The 17,080-nt window shown below is 66.1% G+C and carries 18 protein-coding genes and 1 tRNA gene; 5 read left to right on the top strand and 14 right to left on the bottom strand.

The genetic code is table 11. From position 1 onward, the window contains the following. The first annotated feature begins 68 nt into the window (after nt 1-68). Complete coding sequence (locus ACTHJR_RS04770; RefSeq protein WP_440521979.1) at nt 69-1,238, top strand: glycosyltransferase; 1,170 nt, start codon at nt 69-71, stop codon at nt 1,236-1,238. 30 nt (nt 1,239-1,268) lie between these two features. On the opposite strand, the gene ACTHJR_RS04765 is transcribed toward ACTHJR_RS04770, so the two are convergent. From ACTHJR_RS04765 to yajC, 5 genes are read right to left on the bottom strand one after another with little or no spacing between them, the layout of a single operon-like run. Further along, nucleotides 1,269-2,483 (bottom strand): DUF3089 domain-containing protein, encoded by a 1,215-nt coding sequence (locus ACTHJR_RS04765; RefSeq protein WP_440521978.1) that lies wholly within the window; start codon nt 2,481-2,483, stop codon nt 1,269-1,271. A gap of 54 nt (nt 2,484-2,537) precedes the next feature. Beyond that, the gene (locus tag ACTHJR_RS04760) at nt 2,538-2,909 is read right to left on the bottom strand and encodes an Mth938-like domain-containing protein (RefSeq protein ID WP_440521977.1); all 372 of its coding nucleotides are present in this window, start codon (nt 2,907-2,909) and stop codon (nt 2,538-2,540) included. Then, complete coding sequence (gene secF, locus ACTHJR_RS04755) at nt 2,909-3,880, bottom strand: protein translocase subunit SecF (protein WP_440521976.1); 972 nt, start codon at nt 3,878-3,880, stop codon at nt 2,909-2,911. The genes ACTHJR_RS04760 and secF overlap by 1 nt, the downstream gene beginning before the upstream one ends. An 11-nt stretch (nt 3,881-3,891) precedes the next feature. Beyond that, a complete protein-coding gene (secD, locus tag ACTHJR_RS04750; protein ID WP_440521975.1) occupies nt 3,892-5,478 on the bottom strand; it encodes a protein translocase subunit SecD in 1,587 nt (528 codons plus the stop codon). Further along, on the bottom strand, nt 5,478-5,822 hold the full coding sequence (gene yajC, locus ACTHJR_RS04745) for a preprotein translocase subunit YajC (RefSeq protein ID WP_440521974.1): 345 nt from the start codon (nt 5,820-5,822) through the stop codon (nt 5,478-5,480). The genes secD and yajC overlap by 1 nt, the downstream gene beginning before the upstream one ends. A gap of 202 nt (nt 5,823-6,024) precedes the next feature. Here yajC and ACTHJR_RS04740 point away from each other — a divergent pair. Both ACTHJR_RS04740 and ACTHJR_RS04735 read left to right on the top strand, forming a co-directional pair. Next, a tRNA-Pro gene (locus ACTHJR_RS04740) sits at nt 6,025-6,101 on the top strand. Nucleotides 6,102-6,287: 186 nt separating this feature from the next. Then, nucleotides 6,288-7,307 carry a hypothetical protein gene (locus ACTHJR_RS04735; RefSeq protein ID WP_440521973.1) on the top strand — a complete coding sequence of 340 codons (1,020 nt, stop codon included), beginning with the start codon at nt 6,288-6,290 and terminating at the stop codon, nt 7,305-7,307. Between the two features lie 103 nt (nt 7,308-7,410). On the opposite strand, the gene ACTHJR_RS04730 is transcribed toward ACTHJR_RS04735, so the two are convergent. The 7 genes from ACTHJR_RS04730 to ACTHJR_RS04700 all read right to left on the bottom strand — a co-directional run bounded on the left by ACTHJR_RS04730 (nt 7,411) and on the right by ACTHJR_RS04700 (nt 13,555). Next, on the bottom strand, nt 7,411-9,030 hold the full coding sequence (locus ACTHJR_RS04730; protein ID WP_440521980.1) for an FAD-dependent oxidoreductase: 1,620 nt from the start codon (nt 9,028-9,030) through the stop codon (nt 7,411-7,413). Between the two features lie 41 nt (nt 9,031-9,071). Further along, a complete protein-coding gene (locus ACTHJR_RS04725) occupies nt 9,072-9,434 on the bottom strand; it encodes a UBP-type zinc finger domain-containing protein (protein WP_440521972.1) in 363 nt (120 codons plus the stop codon). Nucleotides 9,435-9,501: 67 nt separating this feature from the next. Then, nucleotides 9,502-10,704, bottom strand: a complete 1,203-nt coding sequence (locus tag ACTHJR_RS04720) for a molybdopterin molybdotransferase MoeA (RefSeq protein ID WP_440521971.1) — start codon at nt 10,702-10,704, stop codon at nt 9,502-9,504. Nucleotides 10,705-10,849: 145 nt separating this feature from the next. Next, a complete protein-coding gene (locus ACTHJR_RS04715) occupies nt 10,850-11,911 on the bottom strand; it encodes a class I SAM-dependent methyltransferase (RefSeq protein ID WP_440521970.1) in 1,062 nt (353 codons plus the stop codon). A gap of 118 nt (nt 11,912-12,029) precedes the next feature. Next, nucleotides 12,030-12,626, bottom strand: coding sequence for a c-type cytochrome (locus ACTHJR_RS04710; protein WP_440521969.1), 597 nt, complete (start codon nt 12,624-12,626; stop codon nt 12,030-12,032). An 8-nt stretch (nt 12,627-12,634) separates the two neighbouring features. After that, a complete protein-coding gene (locus tag ACTHJR_RS04705; RefSeq protein WP_440521968.1) occupies nt 12,635-12,958 on the bottom strand; it encodes a c-type cytochrome in 324 nt (107 codons plus the stop codon). A 195-nt stretch (nt 12,959-13,153) separates the two neighbouring features. Then, nucleotides 13,154-13,555, bottom strand: coding sequence for an SRPBCC family protein (locus ACTHJR_RS04700; RefSeq protein ID WP_440521967.1), 402 nt, complete (start codon nt 13,553-13,555; stop codon nt 13,154-13,156). Between the two features lie 127 nt (nt 13,556-13,682). On the opposite strand from ACTHJR_RS04700, the gene ACTHJR_RS04695 reads away from it, so the two are divergent. After that, a complete protein-coding gene (locus ACTHJR_RS04695) occupies nt 13,683-14,273 on the top strand; it encodes a bifunctional transcriptional activator/DNA repair enzyme AdaA (RefSeq protein ID WP_440521966.1) in 591 nt (196 codons plus the stop codon). Between the two features lie 37 nt (nt 14,274-14,310). Here the strand turns inward: ACTHJR_RS04695 and ACTHJR_RS04690 are convergent, their stop codons facing one another. Further along, nucleotides 14,311-15,327 carry an LLM class flavin-dependent oxidoreductase gene (locus tag ACTHJR_RS04690; protein WP_440521965.1) on the bottom strand — a complete coding sequence of 339 codons (1,017 nt, stop codon included), beginning with the start codon at nt 15,325-15,327 and terminating at the stop codon, nt 14,311-14,313. Next, the gene (locus ACTHJR_RS04685) at nt 15,327-16,232 is read right to left on the bottom strand and encodes an ATP-grasp domain-containing protein (RefSeq protein ID WP_440521964.1); all 906 of its coding nucleotides are present in this window, start codon (nt 16,230-16,232) and stop codon (nt 15,327-15,329) included. The genes ACTHJR_RS04690 and ACTHJR_RS04685 overlap by 1 nt, the downstream gene beginning before the upstream one ends. 237 nt (nt 16,233-16,469) lie before the next feature. Between ACTHJR_RS04685 and ACTHJR_RS04680 the strand changes: the two genes are divergently transcribed. Continuing rightward, nucleotides 16,470-17,080 (top strand): ATP-binding cassette domain-containing protein (locus ACTHJR_RS04680; protein ID WP_440521963.1); only part of this gene is annotated, 611 nt, incomplete at its 3' end.

Here is a 17,080-nt window from a genome sequence, read left to right as displayed (position 1 = left end):
GGCACCAAGCGAATTTGAACCGACCAACCGCCAAACCTCATTAACCATATGGGGTCTAGGAAAGACGGATGCTCCGCGTCCTCACGCTTTCGACTCTGTTTCCCGATGCGACACGGCGCAATTTCGGCGTATTCGTCGAGCGCCAGACGCTCGGTCTCGCCGCGCACCCCGACGTCGACCTGCGCGTCGTCGCGCCGATCGGCCTGCCGCCCTTTCCGCTCGCGCTGCGCGGCCGGCATGCCCCGCTTGCGACGCTACCGCTGGGTGAACAATGGAAAGGCGTCGACATCTATCGCCCGCGCTTTCTCGCGCTACCCGGCACGGCGGGGCGCTTCCATGCCTCTCTCCTGACCCGCGCGCTGGTTCCGGCGCTGGCCGATATCCGTCGCGACTTCGCGTTCGACGTGATCGACGCCTCTTTCTTCTTCCCCGACGGGCCGGCGGCGGTCGCGCTCGGCAAGAGGTTCGGCGTCCCGGTCTCGATCAAGGCGCGGGGCAGCGACGTGCATCATTGGGGTACCGCCGCCGCCACCGCGGGTCAGATTCGCGCTGCCGGCCGTAGCGCCGACGGTCTGCTCGCGGTTTCGGAAGCGATGAAGCGCGACATGGCGTCGATGGGCATGCCTGGCGATCGAATCCGCGTGCACCGCACTGGCGTCGATCTCGGCCAGTTCGCGCCCGCCGATCGCCCCACGGCCAAGGCCGCGCTGGGAGTCAAGGGTCCGCTCGTCGTCTCGACCGGCGCCCTGATCGAGCGCAAGGGACACGACATTGTGATCGACGCCGTCGCGTCGCTGCCCAATGTCACTTTGCTGATCGCGGGCGAAGGTTCCCATCGCGCCACTCTCGAAGCCAGGATCGCGAGCCATGGGGTCGCCGACCGCGTGCGATTGCTCGGCGCGGTGCCGCATGGCGAGATGGCCGCGCTGCTGGCCGCGGCCGACGTGATGGCGCTGGCATCGGCCAACGAGGGGCTGGCCAACGCCTGGGTCGAAGCGCTCGCCTGCGGCGTGCCGGTTGTCATACCCGATGTCGGCGGCGCGGGCGAAGTGGTGACGGACCGTGCGTACGGCCGGATCGTCGGTCGCACCCCCGCCGGCTTCGCTTCCGGGATCGCCGGCGTACTATCCGACCGCACGCCGGCCGCGACCGTTCGGGCCGGCGCCGAACGGTTCACCTGGGAAGCTAACACGGCCGGCCTGTACGACCATTTGTCAGGACTGGTTCGCCGAGGCTGACACAACCGAAGCCGCGCCCGACGATCGCGCTCAGCGCTTTCCGGGCTTGATCGGCACCCCGCGCCACGCCGCCGCCTGATGGTCGCTCAACGTCACCAGGTCGCCCATCTCGACCGGCATGTCGAGCAGATGGAGTCCCCAGTCCTTCAGCACGACGCCGTTGACCATGACGTCGCCGACGATCGTGTCGGTGCGGGGATCCCTGGGATCGGCATTCACCGTCACCGCCAGATAATCGAATCCGTCGTTCGACGCGCATTCGGCGGTGATGAGGCCCGGGACCGAGACGAATGGCGTCGTCACCGGCGCATTGTCGCTGGTCCACGGGCCCTGCGGCGCGCTGGCCAGCCCCGCGCCCTTGGCGCCGAAGATCGCGTCGGTCTCCGCCTTGCCGCCGCCCAGCGCCGCGGGATTGACGCAAGCGGCGACCATGCCCGGCTGCGGCACCTTGCCGAAACGGCTGTTCGGCGGCGGCGGCGAATCGGCGCGGAAGGTCACGTAGCTGACCACGCAATCATATTGGTCCATCGCCCTGCACAGCCGCGTCCGCTTGAAATCGCCACCGACGTCGGCGCCCTGCGGGACCGCGACATTGGTGCCGAGCAGATAGGCAGCGATCAGCAGCCGTCGCTGGTCGGGGTCGTTCTCGATCACGTCGGCGAGCAATTGCTTGAGGATGCCCGCCCCCTGGCTGTGGCCGATCAGCACGACGCCGCGCGCCGATTGATATTTCTCGCGATAGGTGCGCCACGCCGCCGCGACGTCGGCATATGCGAGCTTGCGGTCGGCGGCGGTCGCCTTGCCCATCATCACATCGCGCAACGCGGTCAGCGTGACCTGGCGATAGAGCGGCGCATAGACACGGCATTTGGCGGAAAAGCGCGCCGCCTGCGCGGCCGCGACGTTGCGCTCTTCGGGTCCGATCTTGAGGTCGCTGTTGGGCGTCGGGTCGAGCGACACGGTCGGATAGACATAGAAGCAATCGAATTGGGAATTGGGATCGGTCTTGAACCTGACGATCTTCCGCTTGCCAGCGGCGGTGATGACGGTGACGTCCTGGTCGACCGCGCAAGCATCCTTGCGACCGGGCAGGCAGAGCCAGGCCGCGTCGTTATTGTAGTCGGGCGCGGGCGCGACCACGGCGGGCGGAGCGGCGGCAGGCGCCGTCGGGGCGGGCGCGGTCTGCGCCATCGCGGGTTGCGCCAGCGCCATCAACAGCGCACCGATCGACAGCATCCCCTTCATGCCTTCGCCTCCCCCTGTATGTCGCGGGGAAACCTAACCAAGCGGACGCCGGGATCAAGCCACCGGATAAAAGGCGCCGGCGATCCAGCGCCCCTCGGCACGCAATACGCCCCAGGCGCGCGCCGCCGCGCGGCTGTCCATCGCCTCGACGCCGATGCCCCGCGCCTCGATCGCCCGCACCAGCGGCACCGGCGGACGAACCAGGCTGGGCCCGGTGCCGAGCAGCAGGAATTCGGGTTGGGGATCGAGCGCCAGCACGTCGGCGAGCGCGGCCTCGTCGAGCGCCGCGATCGGCGGCGGCGCCCAGCCGTCGGCGCGCTCGGGCGTGATCGCCAGCGCGCGATAGACATTGTCGTCGACGCGAAACCCCGCCGCGCTCAGGCCGGAGACGACCGGCCCGTCGGCACGGGCGCGGTCCATCCGCATCAGCCTCTGCCCGGGCCGACGCGCTCGGCGCCGCTCGCCGCGTTGGGCTTGCTCGGCTTGTCCGGCGTCGGTTCGGCGCGCAGGCCGAGCGTGATCAGCAGCGACGACGAGACGTAGATCGACGAATAGGTGCCGACGAACACGCCCAGGATCATCGCCGCGGTGAAACCGCGCAGCACGTGGCCGCCCAGGAACAACAGCGAGAACAAGGCGAGCAGGATCGTCAGCGAGGTCATCACCGTCCGCGGCAGCGTCTCGTTGACCGACAGATTGATGATCTCCCGCATGTCCATCTTGCGGTATCGCCGCATGTTCTCGCGGATGCGGTCGTCGATGACGATCTTGTCGTTGATCGAATAGCCGATGATCGTCAGTACCGCGGCGACGATGTTGAGGTCGACTTCGAACCGGGTCAGCGCGAAGAAGCCGACCGTCATCAGCACGTCGTGCATGATCGCCACCCCGGTCGACACGCCGAATTGCCATTCGAAGCGGAAGATCGCGAACAGACAGATGCCGATCACCGCGAGCACGACCGCCAGCACGCCGCGGAACTTGAGTTCGTTGGAAACCTTGCCGTCGACCGTCGCGTAGCGCGAGAACGTCGCGCCGGGGAAATTCTTGGCCAGTGCCGCCTCGACGCCCTTGACCACCTCGTTGGTCTTGCCCGGACCGCCTTCCTGCTTGGGCAGGCGGATGCTGACGGTCTTGCCGTCGCCGATCGACTGCAGATTGGCCTCGCCATAATGCAGCGCGTCGATCACGGCGCGGACCTTGTCCGGCGGCGGTGCCGTCGGAAAGGTTTCCTCGATGGTGATGCCGCCGATGAAGTCGACGCCGAAGTTCAGTCCCTTGAGCGGCACCAGGGCGATAGCGGCCAAGGTCAGCAGCGTCGTCAGCCCGAACGCCCAGAAGCGCAGGCGAACGAAATCGATATTGGTGTTGTCGGGAACGATCTTGAGCAGGCGCATGTCTCGCGGCCTCAAATATTGATGGTCTGCGGACGATGCTTCCGCAGCCACAGGACGACGAGCATCCGGGTGAAAGTGACGGCGGTGAACACCGAGGTACAAATGCCGATCAGCAGCACGATCGCGAAGCCCTGCACCGGGCCGGTCCCGACCGCCGCCATGATCACGCCCGAAATGGCGTGAGTCACATTGGCCTCGAAGATCGTGCGGCTGGCTTCCTTGTAACCGAGATCGACCGCCTGGATGACGCTGCGGCCGCGCCGCCGCTCCTCTCGGATGCGCTCGTTGATCAGCACGTTGGCGTCGACCGCGGTACCGATGGTCAGCACGAAACCGGCGATACCCGGCAAGGTCAGCGTGCCGTTGATCAGCGCGAGCACGCCCATGATCACGACCACGTTGATGACCACCGCCCAGTCGGCATAAAGGCCGAACCGGCCATAGGTCACCAGCATGAAGATGACGACCAGCACGACCGCGAGGATCGACGCGGTGATGCCGGCACGGATCGAGTCCTTGCCGAGTTCGGAACCGACGGTCGATTCCTCGACGACCTTGAGGTCGACCTGCAGCTTGCCCGAGCTCAGCGAGATGGCGAGATTGTTCGCCGACTGGACGGTGAAATTGCCCTCGATATAGCCTTGGCCGCCCAAAATCGGTCCATTGATCACGGGCGCCGAAATGACCTGACCGTCGACCACGACAGCGAAGCGCTTGCCCTGGCTGGTCTGGGTGATCTGAGCGAATTTCTTGCCGCCGGCGCTGTCGAAGCCGAAATTGACGATCGGCTTGGTCGGCTCGTCCGGCTTGTACCCCTGAGACGCGGTCAACAACTGGTCGCCAGTGATGATCGCACGGCGCTGGACCAGGATCTTGGCGTCCTGGCCGCCTTCCGGATAGGGCAGCAACTCGGTGCCGAACGGCAACGGCTTGCCCGGGACGACCGGCGTGTCGTCGACCATCCGGAACTCGAGCTTCGCGGTCTTGCCGACGAGTTCCTTGAGCGCCTGCGGGTCCTTCACGCCCGGCACCTTGACCGAAATGCGATTCGAACCCTGCTTGCGGACGTCGGGCTCGGTCGTGCCGAACTTGTCGAGGCGCTTGCGGATGACGTCGACCGCGTTGCTCATCGCGTCGGTGATCGCCTGATCCATGCCCGCCTTGGTCGGCGTCAGCTCGAAGGTCGAAGAATTGACCACCGCGATGTCCCAGACGCGCTGACCCGACAGGCCGGCGCCGCCGCCGGTGATGTTGACCAGCCGCTGGCGCGCTTCCTCGAGTTGCCCGACGTTGCGCAGCATGAAGCTGACCTTGCCATTGTCGGTCGAGATCGGGCCGATGTCGATCTTGGGATCGCGGCGCATCTCGTTGAGAACCTGTTCGCGCATGTTGTCGATGCGCGTCTTGACCAGGTCGTCGGTATTCGCCTCGAGCGTCAGCGCCACGCCGCCGGCGAGGTCGAGTCCGAGATGGACGCGGGGATGAACCGGCCAGTTCCTGGTCTGGTCCTCGGGAAAGAAGCTCGGAATCGCGAGCGCCATCAGCGCCAGGAGAATCCCGAAGATCGACAGCACTTTCCAGCGCGGGAAATCGAGCATCAGTCGTTCGCCGGCTTGGCGGTGGTCGGCGACAGCACTTCGGTGATCGCGCCGCGCGCGACCTGGACCTTGACGTTGGGCGCGATCTCCAGCTCGACATAGACGTCTGTGGTCTTGCTGACCTTGCCCAGGATTCCGCCCGAGGTCAGCACCTGGTCGTTCTTCTTGAGCGCCGAGATCGCGTTCTGCAGATCCTTCGCGCGCCGCTGCTGCGGGCGCATGATCAGGAAGTAGAAGCCGACGATCAGCAGCAGGAACGGCAGATAGGTGATCGCCAGAGCGGCGCCGTCGGAACCCGAAGCGGCACCGCCGGCAACCTGGGCATAAGCGGGAGGAATGAGCATGGTCGTCCTGAAAATGGGCAAGGCTGACGCGCCCGTCAGGGGCGCCAGCATCAAGCGCCGCGCGCTATCATCATGCGGGCGCGTACGCAACATAAGCTGGCGTCCCGGCGCTGCGCCGCGGAGAGCTTGCATCGCGCGCGGCAACCGCCTAGAGGCCCGCGCTCCGGTTCGCACCGTATTGAAGGCGCGAATCCGCTCTGGTCGGGGCGTAGCGCAGCCTGGTAGCGCATCACACTGGGGGTGTGGGGGTCGCAGGTTCGAATCCTGTCGCCCCGACCAATAAGTCAACGACTTAGGGGTAGCGGTGGTGCAATCCGCCCCTTCAGGTATCACCCCATATAACGAACCGCTGATGGGCGGCAGTTCGTGGCGACGAACCGATAGCTTGACCGGCGATCCTGAAGCGCGTCAGTTGGCGTGGGGCTTCCGCTTATACGCGGCGCGGCGAGCGAAACGGAGGGGGCAGTGGACGACGGACTGATTGTTCTCGGCTTGGTATTAGCTGCAATAGTCGCCGCAATTTACTTTTTTTATCAAGCATTTGGAATGCTCGGATTCATTGCCATTGCCGCCTCCATTGTGGGCTGGCGAGTTTACAAGCACCAGCGAGAGGAAGCGCGGAAGCGCGAAGCGACTCGCCAGGCTGAAAGGCGCGAAGCTGAACGACGAGCCCAAATTGAAGAAAATTATCGACAACAGCACTTGCGGGAACAACGTGAACTGAAGAATAAAATTATTGAATGCCGAGAAGGCGCGGTAACAATATACCACGGTCTGCCCGAATTTTTGTTAAAGGTTGAAGCAAGCCTAGACGCGGCCGAAAATAGCTTCAAGGATAAGGCGTTTTCACCATTCTGGCAGGAGATCGAAGACGCTCTAACGTATTTGGCACAAGTCGATAATCGACTGAACAATATAAAGTTGAAATCTGAAACTTACTTGGAACTATGTTTGGCATATGAGCAAACCGAAGCGCCGTTTCCGATTGTTAAGGTGGATACGGTCAGGGTCCGGGATTCGTCTATGATAGCAGAGGATCGGATGCAGGCTATCGTATCAAGGGCGCAAAGAGTTTATGAGTTTGCCACGATTTATGAACAGAGACGAACAACATCAGTCTTGATAAGTGGTTTCGCAAATCTAGGGCAAGCCATTAGTGGATTGAGGGCACAAATTGCGTATTCTTTTGATCGACTGTCATCCCAGTTAGAAAGCATGGAGTCTGGAATGAATGCCCGTCATTCAGAACTAATTGGAACGATCGAGTCGACATCAAAGGCACAGGTGGAGGCAATCCATGGAGTATCGGAGGCGGTTAAGAACTCTACGACTGTCACTGACTTAGCATTTGAGCGCGCAATTAAGCAACGCGCGGAAATAGCGGGAGAGCAAGCGGCTTTAGCTGAACGACAGTTGGCCATGCTAGACAACATTCAACGCCGACGAAAGCCAGTTGATTCGGAGCGCGGAAATCGAAGGTTTTGATATCACCTTAGAATTTCGGTGCCAGTTTACTAAATGCAATAACCCCCCTTGCGGGCCTTCGCGCCGCCCCGGAGATCGCCGAACGTGTCGACCGGGATGCGCTTCACCGATTCAGAAACTCCCACACCCGCGAAATGACCACCGACCCTTCCCCAACCGCCGACGCCACGCGTTTGACCGACGCCGCGCGTACGTCGCCGACCGCGAAGATGCCCGGGCGCGAGGTCGCATAAGGCGAGCTTCCGCCGACCGCTTCCCCGGTGCGCACGAAGCCCTTGTCGTCGAGCTCGACCAGTCCCGAGAGCCAGCCGGTATTGGGCGCGGCGCCGACCATGACGAACAAGGCGCAGGCCGGCACCGAGCGATGCTCCCCGTCCGCGGCGCTGCGGATCGTCACCGCCTCCAGCTTGCCGTCGTCGCCATGGAGAGCGGTGACCTCCGCGCCGTACTCGATGGTGACAGACGGGTCCGCCTCCAGCCGGCTCGACAGATAGCTCGACATCGACGCTGCGAGCGAATGCCCGCGTACCAGCAGCCGGACGTGCGCCGCCGAGCGGCACAGGAACATCGCCGCCTGGCCGGCGGAATTGCCGCCGCCGATGACCAGCGTCTCGGCGTTGCGGCAATAGCGCGCCTCCATCTCGGTCGCGGCGTAATAGACGCCGGCGCCTTCGAATTCGGTCAGCCGCTCGATCGGGAGCTGGCGATATTGCACGCCCGTCGCGACCACCACGGCGCCGGCGCTGACCCGGCGACCGTTGCCGAACGTCGCGCAGAACCGCCCGCCCTCCAGCGTTTCGAGCTTCACGACGCGGCGCGGCATGGCGAATTGGGTGCCGAATTTCATCGCCTGGATTTCGCCGCGCCACACCAGGTCGGCGCCCGAAATTCCGGTCGGGAAACCCATGTAATTCTCGATCCGGCTCGACGTCCCGGCCTGGCCGCCGATCGCGGTATCTTCGACCACCAGCGCGTTCAGGCCCTCGGCACCGGCATAGACGCCGGCCGCCACGCCGGCCGGGCCGCCACCGACGATCAGCACGTCGAATTCCTGGTCGTCGGCGAAATCGTGATTGAGCCCGAGCAGCCGCGCGACCTTGTCGGGGGTCGGGTCGGCGATCACGGTGTCGCGGCCGAAGATCACCGCCGGCTGCCCCGGCGACAATGCGCTGCTGGTCGCCACCGCTTCGGCTTCGGGCGAGCCCAATGCGAGCGATTTGAACGGTAGCCGGTTGCGGCTGGCGAATTCGGCCACACGCCGCACATCGCGGCTGGCGTCCTCCCCGATCAGCACCAGCGCGGCGTCGCGCGCCTCCAGTTGCCGGCGGCGGCGGGCGGACAGGACGGTGATGACGATGTCCGACATCTCCGGTATTTCGGACATCACTCGCAGCATGTCGGCGCGCGGCACTTCGATCACCCGCGTATCGCTGACCGCGCGCATCGGCAGCGACCAATTGCCGCCGCTCAGGAAGGCGATCTCCGCCATGAACTGGGTGGGGCCGAGCGTCGAGGGCAACAGGCGTTCGTCGGAGAAGGGATCGACCACCTCGATCTCGCCTTGCTCGACATAGACGAAGCGATCGATCGGCTGGCCCGGACGGCAGAGAAAAGCGCCTGCGGCATAGTCCACCACCCTGCCCGCCGCGCGCAGGGCCTCCACATGCGATGGGGCGAGCGGCGTCCGCTGCATCTCGCGCAAGTCGCGGCCGATCGTCTCCATCATTCTCCCCCGTTCGCGATCATGCGTACTCGATCCGCTGTTCAGACTCGCGGTTTCAACCCGCGGATAGCCGAGGGGATCAACCGGCCATAGTCGTCGATGAACCTGGGAATCGGCCCGCGTTGCGGCGTCGTCGCACCACCGAAATCCACTTCCACCTCATCGACATAGCACCAGCCCCAGCCTTCGGGCGGATCATAGCCTTCGATGATCGGATGCCCGGTCTCGTGGAAATGCGCGGTCGCGTGGCGCATCGGCGAATCGTCGCAGCACCCGACGTGCCCGCAGGTCCGGCACAGTCGAAGATGTACCCACCAGCTACCGTCCCTGAGGCATTCGGCGCAGCCCGGCGTCGCCGGGGTCACCTCCTGGATCGTGTCGAGATGATCGCAGGTCGTCGCCATTCGCCGCTCCTCCTGTTTCGATGCCGCTTCGCTGAATACACGAAAGTTCGCCCATGGCTCGCGCTCGTCACGGCGCGAAAAGCGATGCGGCCAACGGATAAGCGACCGTTCGCCGCCGCCCCCCAACGATATCGACGCGCAGCCAGCAATCCGCCGCGATGACCGAGGACAGGACGTGCGATCGCTGGTCGAGGTCGATGTCGACCGTGCGCGGCCCGATCAGTTGCGGGCCGAGCCGTGCGCGCAGGAACATCGTCACGCCTTCGCGCGCGGCGACGGTGACGTCGACCTGCTCGCCGCGTTCGGGCGCGAGACCGAGCATCGCGCGCAACACGGCGGTGACGAAGAAGCGGAAACCGACGATCGCCGCCACCGGATTACCGGGCAGGCCGACGAACGGCCGGCCGTCGGCAAGGATGGCGAACAGGATCGGCTTGCCGGGACGCATCGGCAAGCCGTGAAAGACGATCCGCGCGCCGCGACGCTCGAGCGCGGCGCGGACGAGGTCGTGGTCGCCGCCCGACACGCCGCCCGATGAAAGGATCAGGTCATGGCCGGCCGCCCGATCGAGCGCCGCGTCGATCGCCTCGACCCGGTCGGCGACCGGCCCGATAAGGTCGATCTCGACTCCCGCCTCGTGCGCCAGGGCTCGGACCATCGGCCCATTGCTGTCGAGCGCCGCACCGTCGGCGAACTCGCTTCCGGTCGCCAGCAACGCGACGGCGGGGTGACGCCGCACGGCGAGCGCGGCGACTCCGCTGGCGATCATGCCGCCGATCGCCGCCGGCGTTACCGGCCTCCCCGCCGCGATCACCGTGGCGCCGGGCGCGAAATCCTCGCCCGCGGATCGCACGTTCCTGCCGGCATCGCAGCGCTCGCCGACGACCAGCCAATCGCCGTCACGCGTCGCGCGCTCGCGAGCGATGACGCAATCCGCCCCTTCGGGAATGGCGCCACCGGTACTGATCCTGATCGCCGAACCCGGCTCGAGCATGGTGGCCGCCACTCCCGCGACGACCTCCGCCGGATAAATGGCGAGGCGGGCGGGCGCCGATACCGTGGCGAGAGCGGTATCCGCGCTGCGCAGCGCGAAGCCATCCATCGCCGACATCGCGACGGGGGGAACCGCGCGGCATGCCACGACCGCCTTCGCGGTCACGCGCCCATAGGCATCGGCGGACGCGATCGTCTCGACACCTAGCGGTTTAATAGCGCGCGCGATCGCGTCGAGCGCAGCGTCGACGCTTTCCCCTCGTCTCGCTCCGGTCATCAAACGCGTCCCGGCATCGATCGGCCGGCGATGGCGGACGGCGCGAGCGGGCGGCGGGCGAAGGTTGCGCGTTCCATGTCCGCCCTATCGTTCGCGCCGAGCCGGCCCGCCAGTCAAATCGGACGGCGACCGGTGGCCGGATGCCTCATGTCGCCTGCAACACCATGTTGAACGAGCCCTCGGTCGCGCGGCGAACCGAGCTGAAGCCGCCCTCGCGGATCACCTCGGAGAGCCTGGCCTCGCCGGCCTGGGCGCCGAGGCCTTCGCCGACTTCCTGGTCGAGCGAGGTCGGGACGCAGATCATCGTCGAGGCGTTGTAATAGAGCCGGCCGACCGGGTTCATATTGTCCTCCGGCCGGTCGCCCGCGATCGGCTCGACGATCATCCAGCTGCCGCCCGGCGCGAGGATCCGGCGCATGTGCGCGGCGCAACCGCGCGGGTCGCCCATATCGTGCAGGCAATCGTACATCGTGATCAGGTCGAAATCGCCCTCACCGATATCCTTCGCGCTCGCCGCCTCGAACGTCACGCGGTCGCCCAGCCCGTGCTGGGCGGCGTGACGGCGCGCTTCCTCGATCGAGGGCTCGTGGAAATCGTAGCCGGTGAAGCGGCTCTCGGGATAGGCCTGGGCCATCAGCAAGGTCGAAAAACCGACCCCGCACCCGACATCGGCCACGTTCGCGCCCGCGCGCAATTTCGCCTCGACGCCGTCGAGCGCGGGAATCCACGACTGCACGATATTGTTGACGTACCCCGGCCGGAAAAAGGCGCCGGTCGCGCAGAACAGGCACCCGGCGTGATCGCCCCAGCGCACGCCGGTACCGTGGCGGAAGCATTGCTCGACCTTGGGCTCGGCCTCGATCATCGCGGCCACCAGATCGAACGCGCCGGCAAGATAGACCGGGCTGTCGCGATGATGGAACACCATCGCCTGTTCGGGCGACAGGCTGAACTGCTGCGTGGCGGGGTCGTAGTCGACATAGCCGTTGGCGGTCTGCGCCAGTGCCCATTCGCGAACGTAGCGTTCGTGCAGGCCGCCGGCGCGGCGGGCGAGGTCGGCGGCGGTCGCCGGCGCCTCGGCCAGCGCATCGAACAGCCCCAGTCTCAGCCCCAGCCGTACGGTCGGCACGCTCATCCCGCCGCCCAGGTCTCCGAGCATCTTGCCGACAAAAGCATGAAATTTCGCATCGTCGATCGCGCCAGCCATGACAGCCCTCCTCAGCCGTTATGCGCCCGATTCGCCATCTCGCGTGGTGTGGTCGGACGCTAGCACAACGGCGGCGGGGTCGCGACTAGGCGAGCGCGATCGGGCGGCAAGACGAACGCTAAGGCGTCGCGCCGCTCGGCTGGCCGGCCGCCGGCACAGTGGGCGACGACGCGGCCAGTTCCGCGTGCACACGGCGGCGCAAGCGGTCGAACTGGTCCGACGTCAGCTTGGGCATGATTTCCAGGAACGCGACCACCTCGGCCACCTTGCGATCGGATTCGACTTCACCCCAGGCCGGCATGCCGGTCATCTTCACGCCGTCATGGACCAGATTGTAGAGTTCGGCGTGCGACCAGCGGCTCGACGCGTCGATCAGATAGGGCGGCGTCGGCAGCATCCCGCTGACCCAGGGCGCGCGCGCCACGCCCGGTCCGCCATGACAGACGACGCAATGCGCCTCATATTCGCGTGCGCCGGCGAGCAGCGTGTCGCGTGTCAGCGGCAGACGCGGAACGTCGCCGCGCGAGCGCCGCGCGACCGAATTCTTCATCGTGGCATGGACGCCCCAGGCGAAGAGCGGGGTATGCGGCTGGGTCGCGCTGATGTTGAAGATCACCCCGGTCAGGATCAGCGTCAGCGCGATCCCGGCGATCCCGCCGGCGGTCGCCAGGCCGGCGAGCCAGCCGATCAGCAGCATCTTGCGTTCCGTGCGCACGACCGGGGTCACTTCAACGTGTACAGATAGGCGCCGATGTCGCGGATCTGCTCATCGGTCAGCGCGAGATCGGGCATCGTCCCGCCCTGCACCACCGATCGCGGCGAGCGCAGGAAACGGGCGAGATCATCCGGCGTGTTGGGCAAGGTGCCCGCGATCGTCTGTTGCCCCGCGAAATGCGCGAGCGGCGGGCCGACCCTGCCGTCGGCCTCCTCGATTCCCGGAATGGCGTGGCACGATCCGCACGCCTGGCGCGTGATGGTAATGGCGCCCATCCGCGGATCGCCGCCGGCCCGATCGACTCGCCGGTCGCGATGGCAGCCCGCGAGCATGACGAGCGGGAGCGACGCCAGCAGACAAAGAGCGGTGTCGCGGATGGCGGGGTAAGTCGTCAGTAATCCGCGCGGAGCCAAACCGCATCCTTCCGATGATCGATGCGAAAGCGAAACGCCCGAGCGCGCGACAGGCTCCCAAGGTCGCGGCAGCGGCGGACGCGCGGTTGTCATTCACCGTGCGCTGTCGTGGCGTCAGGACTTGCCTTCGAAATGCGCCTTCATCATCGCCAGCCCATGAAGCATCGCCGGCGAGACCTGGGCGGCCAGCGTATCGGGCAGGATATCGGCGGTCCAGGTCACCCGTGCCCCTTCGGGCGCGGCGGCGACCGTCAGCACGCCGTTGTGGTGCTCGAACTCCTTGATCGCCCAAACCAGGCGGCGCGCATCGTCGTCGACCGAGACGATCGTCTCGTCGACCACCCGCCCGTTGACGAACGTGACGCGGCGAACCGGAGCGCCGTCGCTGGTCAGCATCTCGGTATCGGCGACGAAGCCGGGAACGAGGCGGTCGTGCAGCCGGCCGACATCGCGTGCCGCGTTCCAGATCGCCTCGGGCTCCGCGGCGATGAGAATCTGGTGATGAATCGAGGCCATGACACTCTCCGATCGTTGGGATTGGCGATCGGATACCGCGATGGTCGGTGCGCCGCTGGCAGGAATCGGACGCGGTCAACACCGCCCCGGCGACAACCGACGCGCGACGGTTTAGACCGGCGGGACGATGACGCGGCCCGCCGACCTGACAGCCGAGCTCGATTTCGAGTTCTGCGAGCGCGTGCGCCATGCGCGCGATCCGGCGTTCGACGGCGTGATCTTCATCGCCGTCACCTCGACCGGCATCTATTGCCGCCCGGTGTGCCCGGTGCGCCAGCCGATGTCGCGCAACGTCCGCTATTTCCCCAGCGCCGCCGCCGCCGAGGCCTCGGGCTTTCGCCCCTGCCTGCGCTGCCGGCCCGAGACCGCGCAGCATTCGCCGGCGTGGCGCGGGGCGCGCGCCACCGTCGATCGCGCGCTTCGGCTGATCGAACAGGGTGCGCTCGACGAGGCGGGAGTCGACGCGCTTGCCGAACGGCTCGGGATCGGCGCCCGCCATCTGTCCCGCCTGTTCCGCCGCTATCTCGACACGACGCCACTCGCCGCCGCGCGCACCGCGCGGGTCCAGCGCGCCAAGCGGCTGATCGACGGCACCGACCTCGGCATGACCGAGATCGCGCTCGCGGCGGGCTTCGGCAGCGTCCGGTCGTTCAACGCCGCCTTCCAACAGGTCTATCGCCGCCCGCCCACCGCGATCCGGCGACGCATGGCGCGCTAGAGTGGAGCGGACGGATTCGATTTAAACCTCGCCGCGGTCAGGCGGTGCCCATCACCTGCACCGCGAACCGCTCCATTTCCTCCGCCTGCGGGCTCATCTGGAGCAGCAGCAGGTCGAGGCCCGCCTCCTCATATTCGGCGATGCGCTCCTTGAGTTGCTCGGGCGTGCCGACCAGATTGGGACGCAGGCCGCGGTTCGAAACCGAATATTCCTGGATCTTGAGTTCGCGCTCGAGCTGGGTACCCGACAGCCATTGATCGAAATTGGCATAGCCCGCCGGCAGCTCGCCGACCGTGGTGATGCGTTCGAGCTCCCGCTTGGCCTCGGCCTCGCTGTCGCGGACGATCGCATAGGCCGCCATGCCGTATTGCATTGGCGTACCGCCCGCCGCCTCGCGCCGCGCCGCCATGTCGGCGATCTTGGGCTTGATCGCCTCGGCCGGGTCGCCGTGCATGACATAGGCATCGCATTGCGCCGCGATCATCGATTTCGCCTTCTCGCTCTCGCCGCCGGCGTAGACGGTCGGCCGCTTGGCCGGCTTGGGCGCGCAGATCGCGTCTTCCGTCTTGTAGAATTGCCCGTCGAAGCTGAACTGCTCTTCGGTCCAGAGGCCATCGACCACTTTCAGCCATTCCTCGGTCCGTGCGTAGCGGTCGTCATGCTGGTCGAACTGCAGGCCATATTGCCGCGCCTCGTCCGCCCACCAGGACGACACCACGTTGAGCGCGAGCCGGCCATTCGAGATACGGTCGACGTTTGCCGCCGCCTTGGCGAACAGCGCCGGGTGGTGGAAATTGGGGCGCACCGCGACCATCAACTCGATCCTGTCGGTCACCGCCGCCAGCGCCGCCGCGGTCGACCAGGCGTCGAGCGCGGGCTGTTCGACGCCCTTGATGTCGTTGAGATTGAGCTCGGCGATCAGCGACAGGTCGTAACCCCATTGCTCGGAGCGCTGGGTCAGCCGCTTCACATAATCCCAGCTCGCCTCCATTCCCTCGTCGGGAACATTGCGAAGCCAGCCGCCGAACACCGGCATCCAGTAACCGTAGCGCATCAGGTTTTGGCCTCCGAGATGAGAGTGTCGAGCCAGTCGATCAGTCTTTCGTGCGGGTCCCAGCCAAGCACGTTCAGCGGCTGCGCGACGAAATTGGACAACGCATTGATGTCGTAGAAGCGAGGCGTGCCGTCGCGATCGTCGATCATCACCTCGATCCCGCCGACATCGAGGTTCATCGTGCGCGCGATCTTTTCGACCGCGGCGACCAATCGGGGCGCGGGATCGGTCGCCTTCATGCTGATGTTCGAATCCGCCACACAGGCATCGGCCGGGCACAAGTCGAACGCACCGCCCCCGGCGATCTCGATCGCGTAGAGGAATGTGCGGTCGAGCGTCTCTAGCCTGGTGATCGTGCCGCCCCGCGCGGGGACGTAATCCTGGACCAGCAACACGCCGTCGACGCTGACCGGCAATTCGTTCGCGCTGACTGCCCAGCCCAATTCGGCCATGTTGTCGAAGCGCATGATCCCCGCGCCCGACCCGCCGATATTGGCCTTCACGACCAGCGGGAAAGCCAGCGTCGCGGCGGCGGCTTCGACATCGGAGGCGCGGTGGACGACGCGCGTCTCGGGAATGGCGAGGCCCAGGCTGGCGATCAGCGCGAGTTGGCGCGCCTTGGAGGCATCGATCGCCATCACGTCGGCGCCGTTGACCACGCGCGCGCCCGCACGCCGCCAATGATCGAGCAATGCCATGCTGTGAAAGATCGGATGCTCGTCGGCGCGCAGGAAGCTCGACATCGCGATGCGGTTGAGCACTACCGGCGCGGGGATACCGGTGTCGGCCGGATTCCAATGGCCGTCGGGACCGAACGAATTGTAGGATACGCCGCGCCGGTCGAGCGCCGCGAACAGCGGGGCAAACCATTGGGGATGTTCGAAAAGCACTGCGAGGTCGGTCACGGTCTCAGCTTTTCCTTCGTCACCCCGGCCTTGTGCCGGGGTCTGCAGCGCCTCGAGGGACTCGCATGGAGCCTCTCGTCCGCCGCTTGCCTCCCGGCAGACCCCGGCACAAGGCCGGGGTGACGATTTTTCGCGGTCACAAGCAATCCTCCCCAGCAAGGGGAAGGATTGAAAGGCCGCGCGCCCATCGCACCCGGATAGGCAAGCGTTCCCCCATTTGCTACAGGCGCGGCTCTCATGCTCAATCTGACCGACATCACGGTCCGCCTCGGCGGGCGGACGATCCTCGACGGCGCCACCGCCAAGCTGCCGCCGCGCAGCCGCGTCGGCCTGATCGGCCGCAACGGCGCGGGCAAGACCACGCTCGTCCGGGTAATCGCCGGGATGCTCGAACCCGATACCGGATCGGTCGACATGCCGCGCGGCAGCCGGCTCGGTTATATCGCGCAGGAAGCGCCGGCCGGCTCGGCGACGCCGTTCGAGACGGTGCTCGCCGCCGATACCGAGCGCGCCGCCTTGATGCACGAATCGGAAACCAGCCATGATCCCGACCGGCTAGGCGAGATCCACGAGCGCTTGAACGCGATCGACGCGCATACCGCGCCGTCGCGCGCCGCGCGCATTCTGGTCGGCCTGGGCTTCGACGAGGAGGCGCAGCACCGTCCGCTCGACAGCTTCTCGGGCGGCTGGCGGATGCGGGTCGCGCTGGCGTCGCTACTCTTCTCGCAGCCCGACCTGCTGCTGCTCGACGAACCGTCGAACCATCTCGACCTCGAAGCCGTGCTGTGGCTCGAGGATTTCCTGCAATCCTATCCGGCGACGATCGTGCTGGTCAGCCACGAACGCGA

Source organism: Sphingomonas sp., from assembly GCF_051962185.1.
Taxonomy (GTDB): domain Bacteria; phylum Pseudomonadota; class Alphaproteobacteria; order Sphingomonadales; family Sphingomonadaceae; genus Sphingomonas.
Note: the sequence above shows the minus strand (reverse complement) of the source record. Positions and strands in the feature narration are given on the sequence as shown.

Bases quoted from the DNA above. Each gene is read 5' to 3' on its own strand.
- ACTHJR_RS04700 (WP_440521967.1), bottom strand. From the start codon at position 13,555: ATGGCCTCGATTCATCACCAGATTCTCATCGCCGCGGAGCCCGAGGCG.
- ACTHJR_RS04725 (WP_440521972.1), bottom strand. From the start codon at position 9,434: ATGGCGACGACCTGCGATCATCTCGACACGATCCAGGAGGTGACCCCG.
- ACTHJR_RS04720 (WP_440521971.1), bottom strand. From the start codon at position 10,704: ATGACCGGAGCGAGACGAGGGGAAAGCGTCGACGCTGCGCTCGACGCG.
- ACTHJR_RS04770 (WP_440521979.1), top strand. From the start codon at position 69: ATGCTCCGCGTCCTCACGCTTTCGACTCTGTTTCCCGATGCGACACGG.
- ACTHJR_RS04765 (WP_440521978.1), bottom strand. From the start codon at position 2,483: ATGAAGGGGATGCTGTCGATCGGTGCGCTGTTGATGGCGCTGGCGCAA.
- ACTHJR_RS04760 (WP_440521977.1), bottom strand. From the start codon at position 2,909: ATGCGGATGGACCGCGCCCGTGCCGACGGGCCGGTCGTCTCCGGCCTG.
- secD (WP_440521975.1), bottom strand. From the start codon at position 5,478: ATGCTCGATTTCCCGCGCTGGAAAGTGCTGTCGATCTTCGGGATTCTC.
- yajC (WP_440521974.1), bottom strand. From the start codon at position 5,822: ATGCTCATTCCTCCCGCTTATGCCCAGGTTGCCGGCGGTGCCGCTTCG.
- ACTHJR_RS04705 (WP_440521968.1), bottom strand. From the start codon at position 12,958: ATGCTCGCGGGCTGCCATCGCGACCGGCGAGTCGATCGGGCCGGCGGC.
- ACTHJR_RS04715 (WP_440521970.1), bottom strand. From the start codon at position 11,911: ATGGCTGGCGCGATCGACGATGCGAAATTTCATGCTTTTGTCGGCAAG.
- secF (WP_440521976.1), bottom strand. From the start codon at position 3,880: ATGCGCCTGCTCAAGATCGTTCCCGACAACACCAATATCGATTTCGTT.
- ACTHJR_RS04690 (WP_440521965.1), bottom strand. From the start codon at position 15,327: ATGCGCTACGGTTACTGGATGCCGGTGTTCGGCGGCTGGCTTCGCAAT.
- ACTHJR_RS04695 (WP_440521966.1), top strand. From the start codon at position 13,683: ATGACGCGGCCCGCCGACCTGACAGCCGAGCTCGATTTCGAGTTCTGC.
- ACTHJR_RS04730 (WP_440521980.1), bottom strand. From the start codon at position 9,030: ATGGAGACGATCGGCCGCGACTTGCGCGAGATGCAGCGGACGCCGCTC.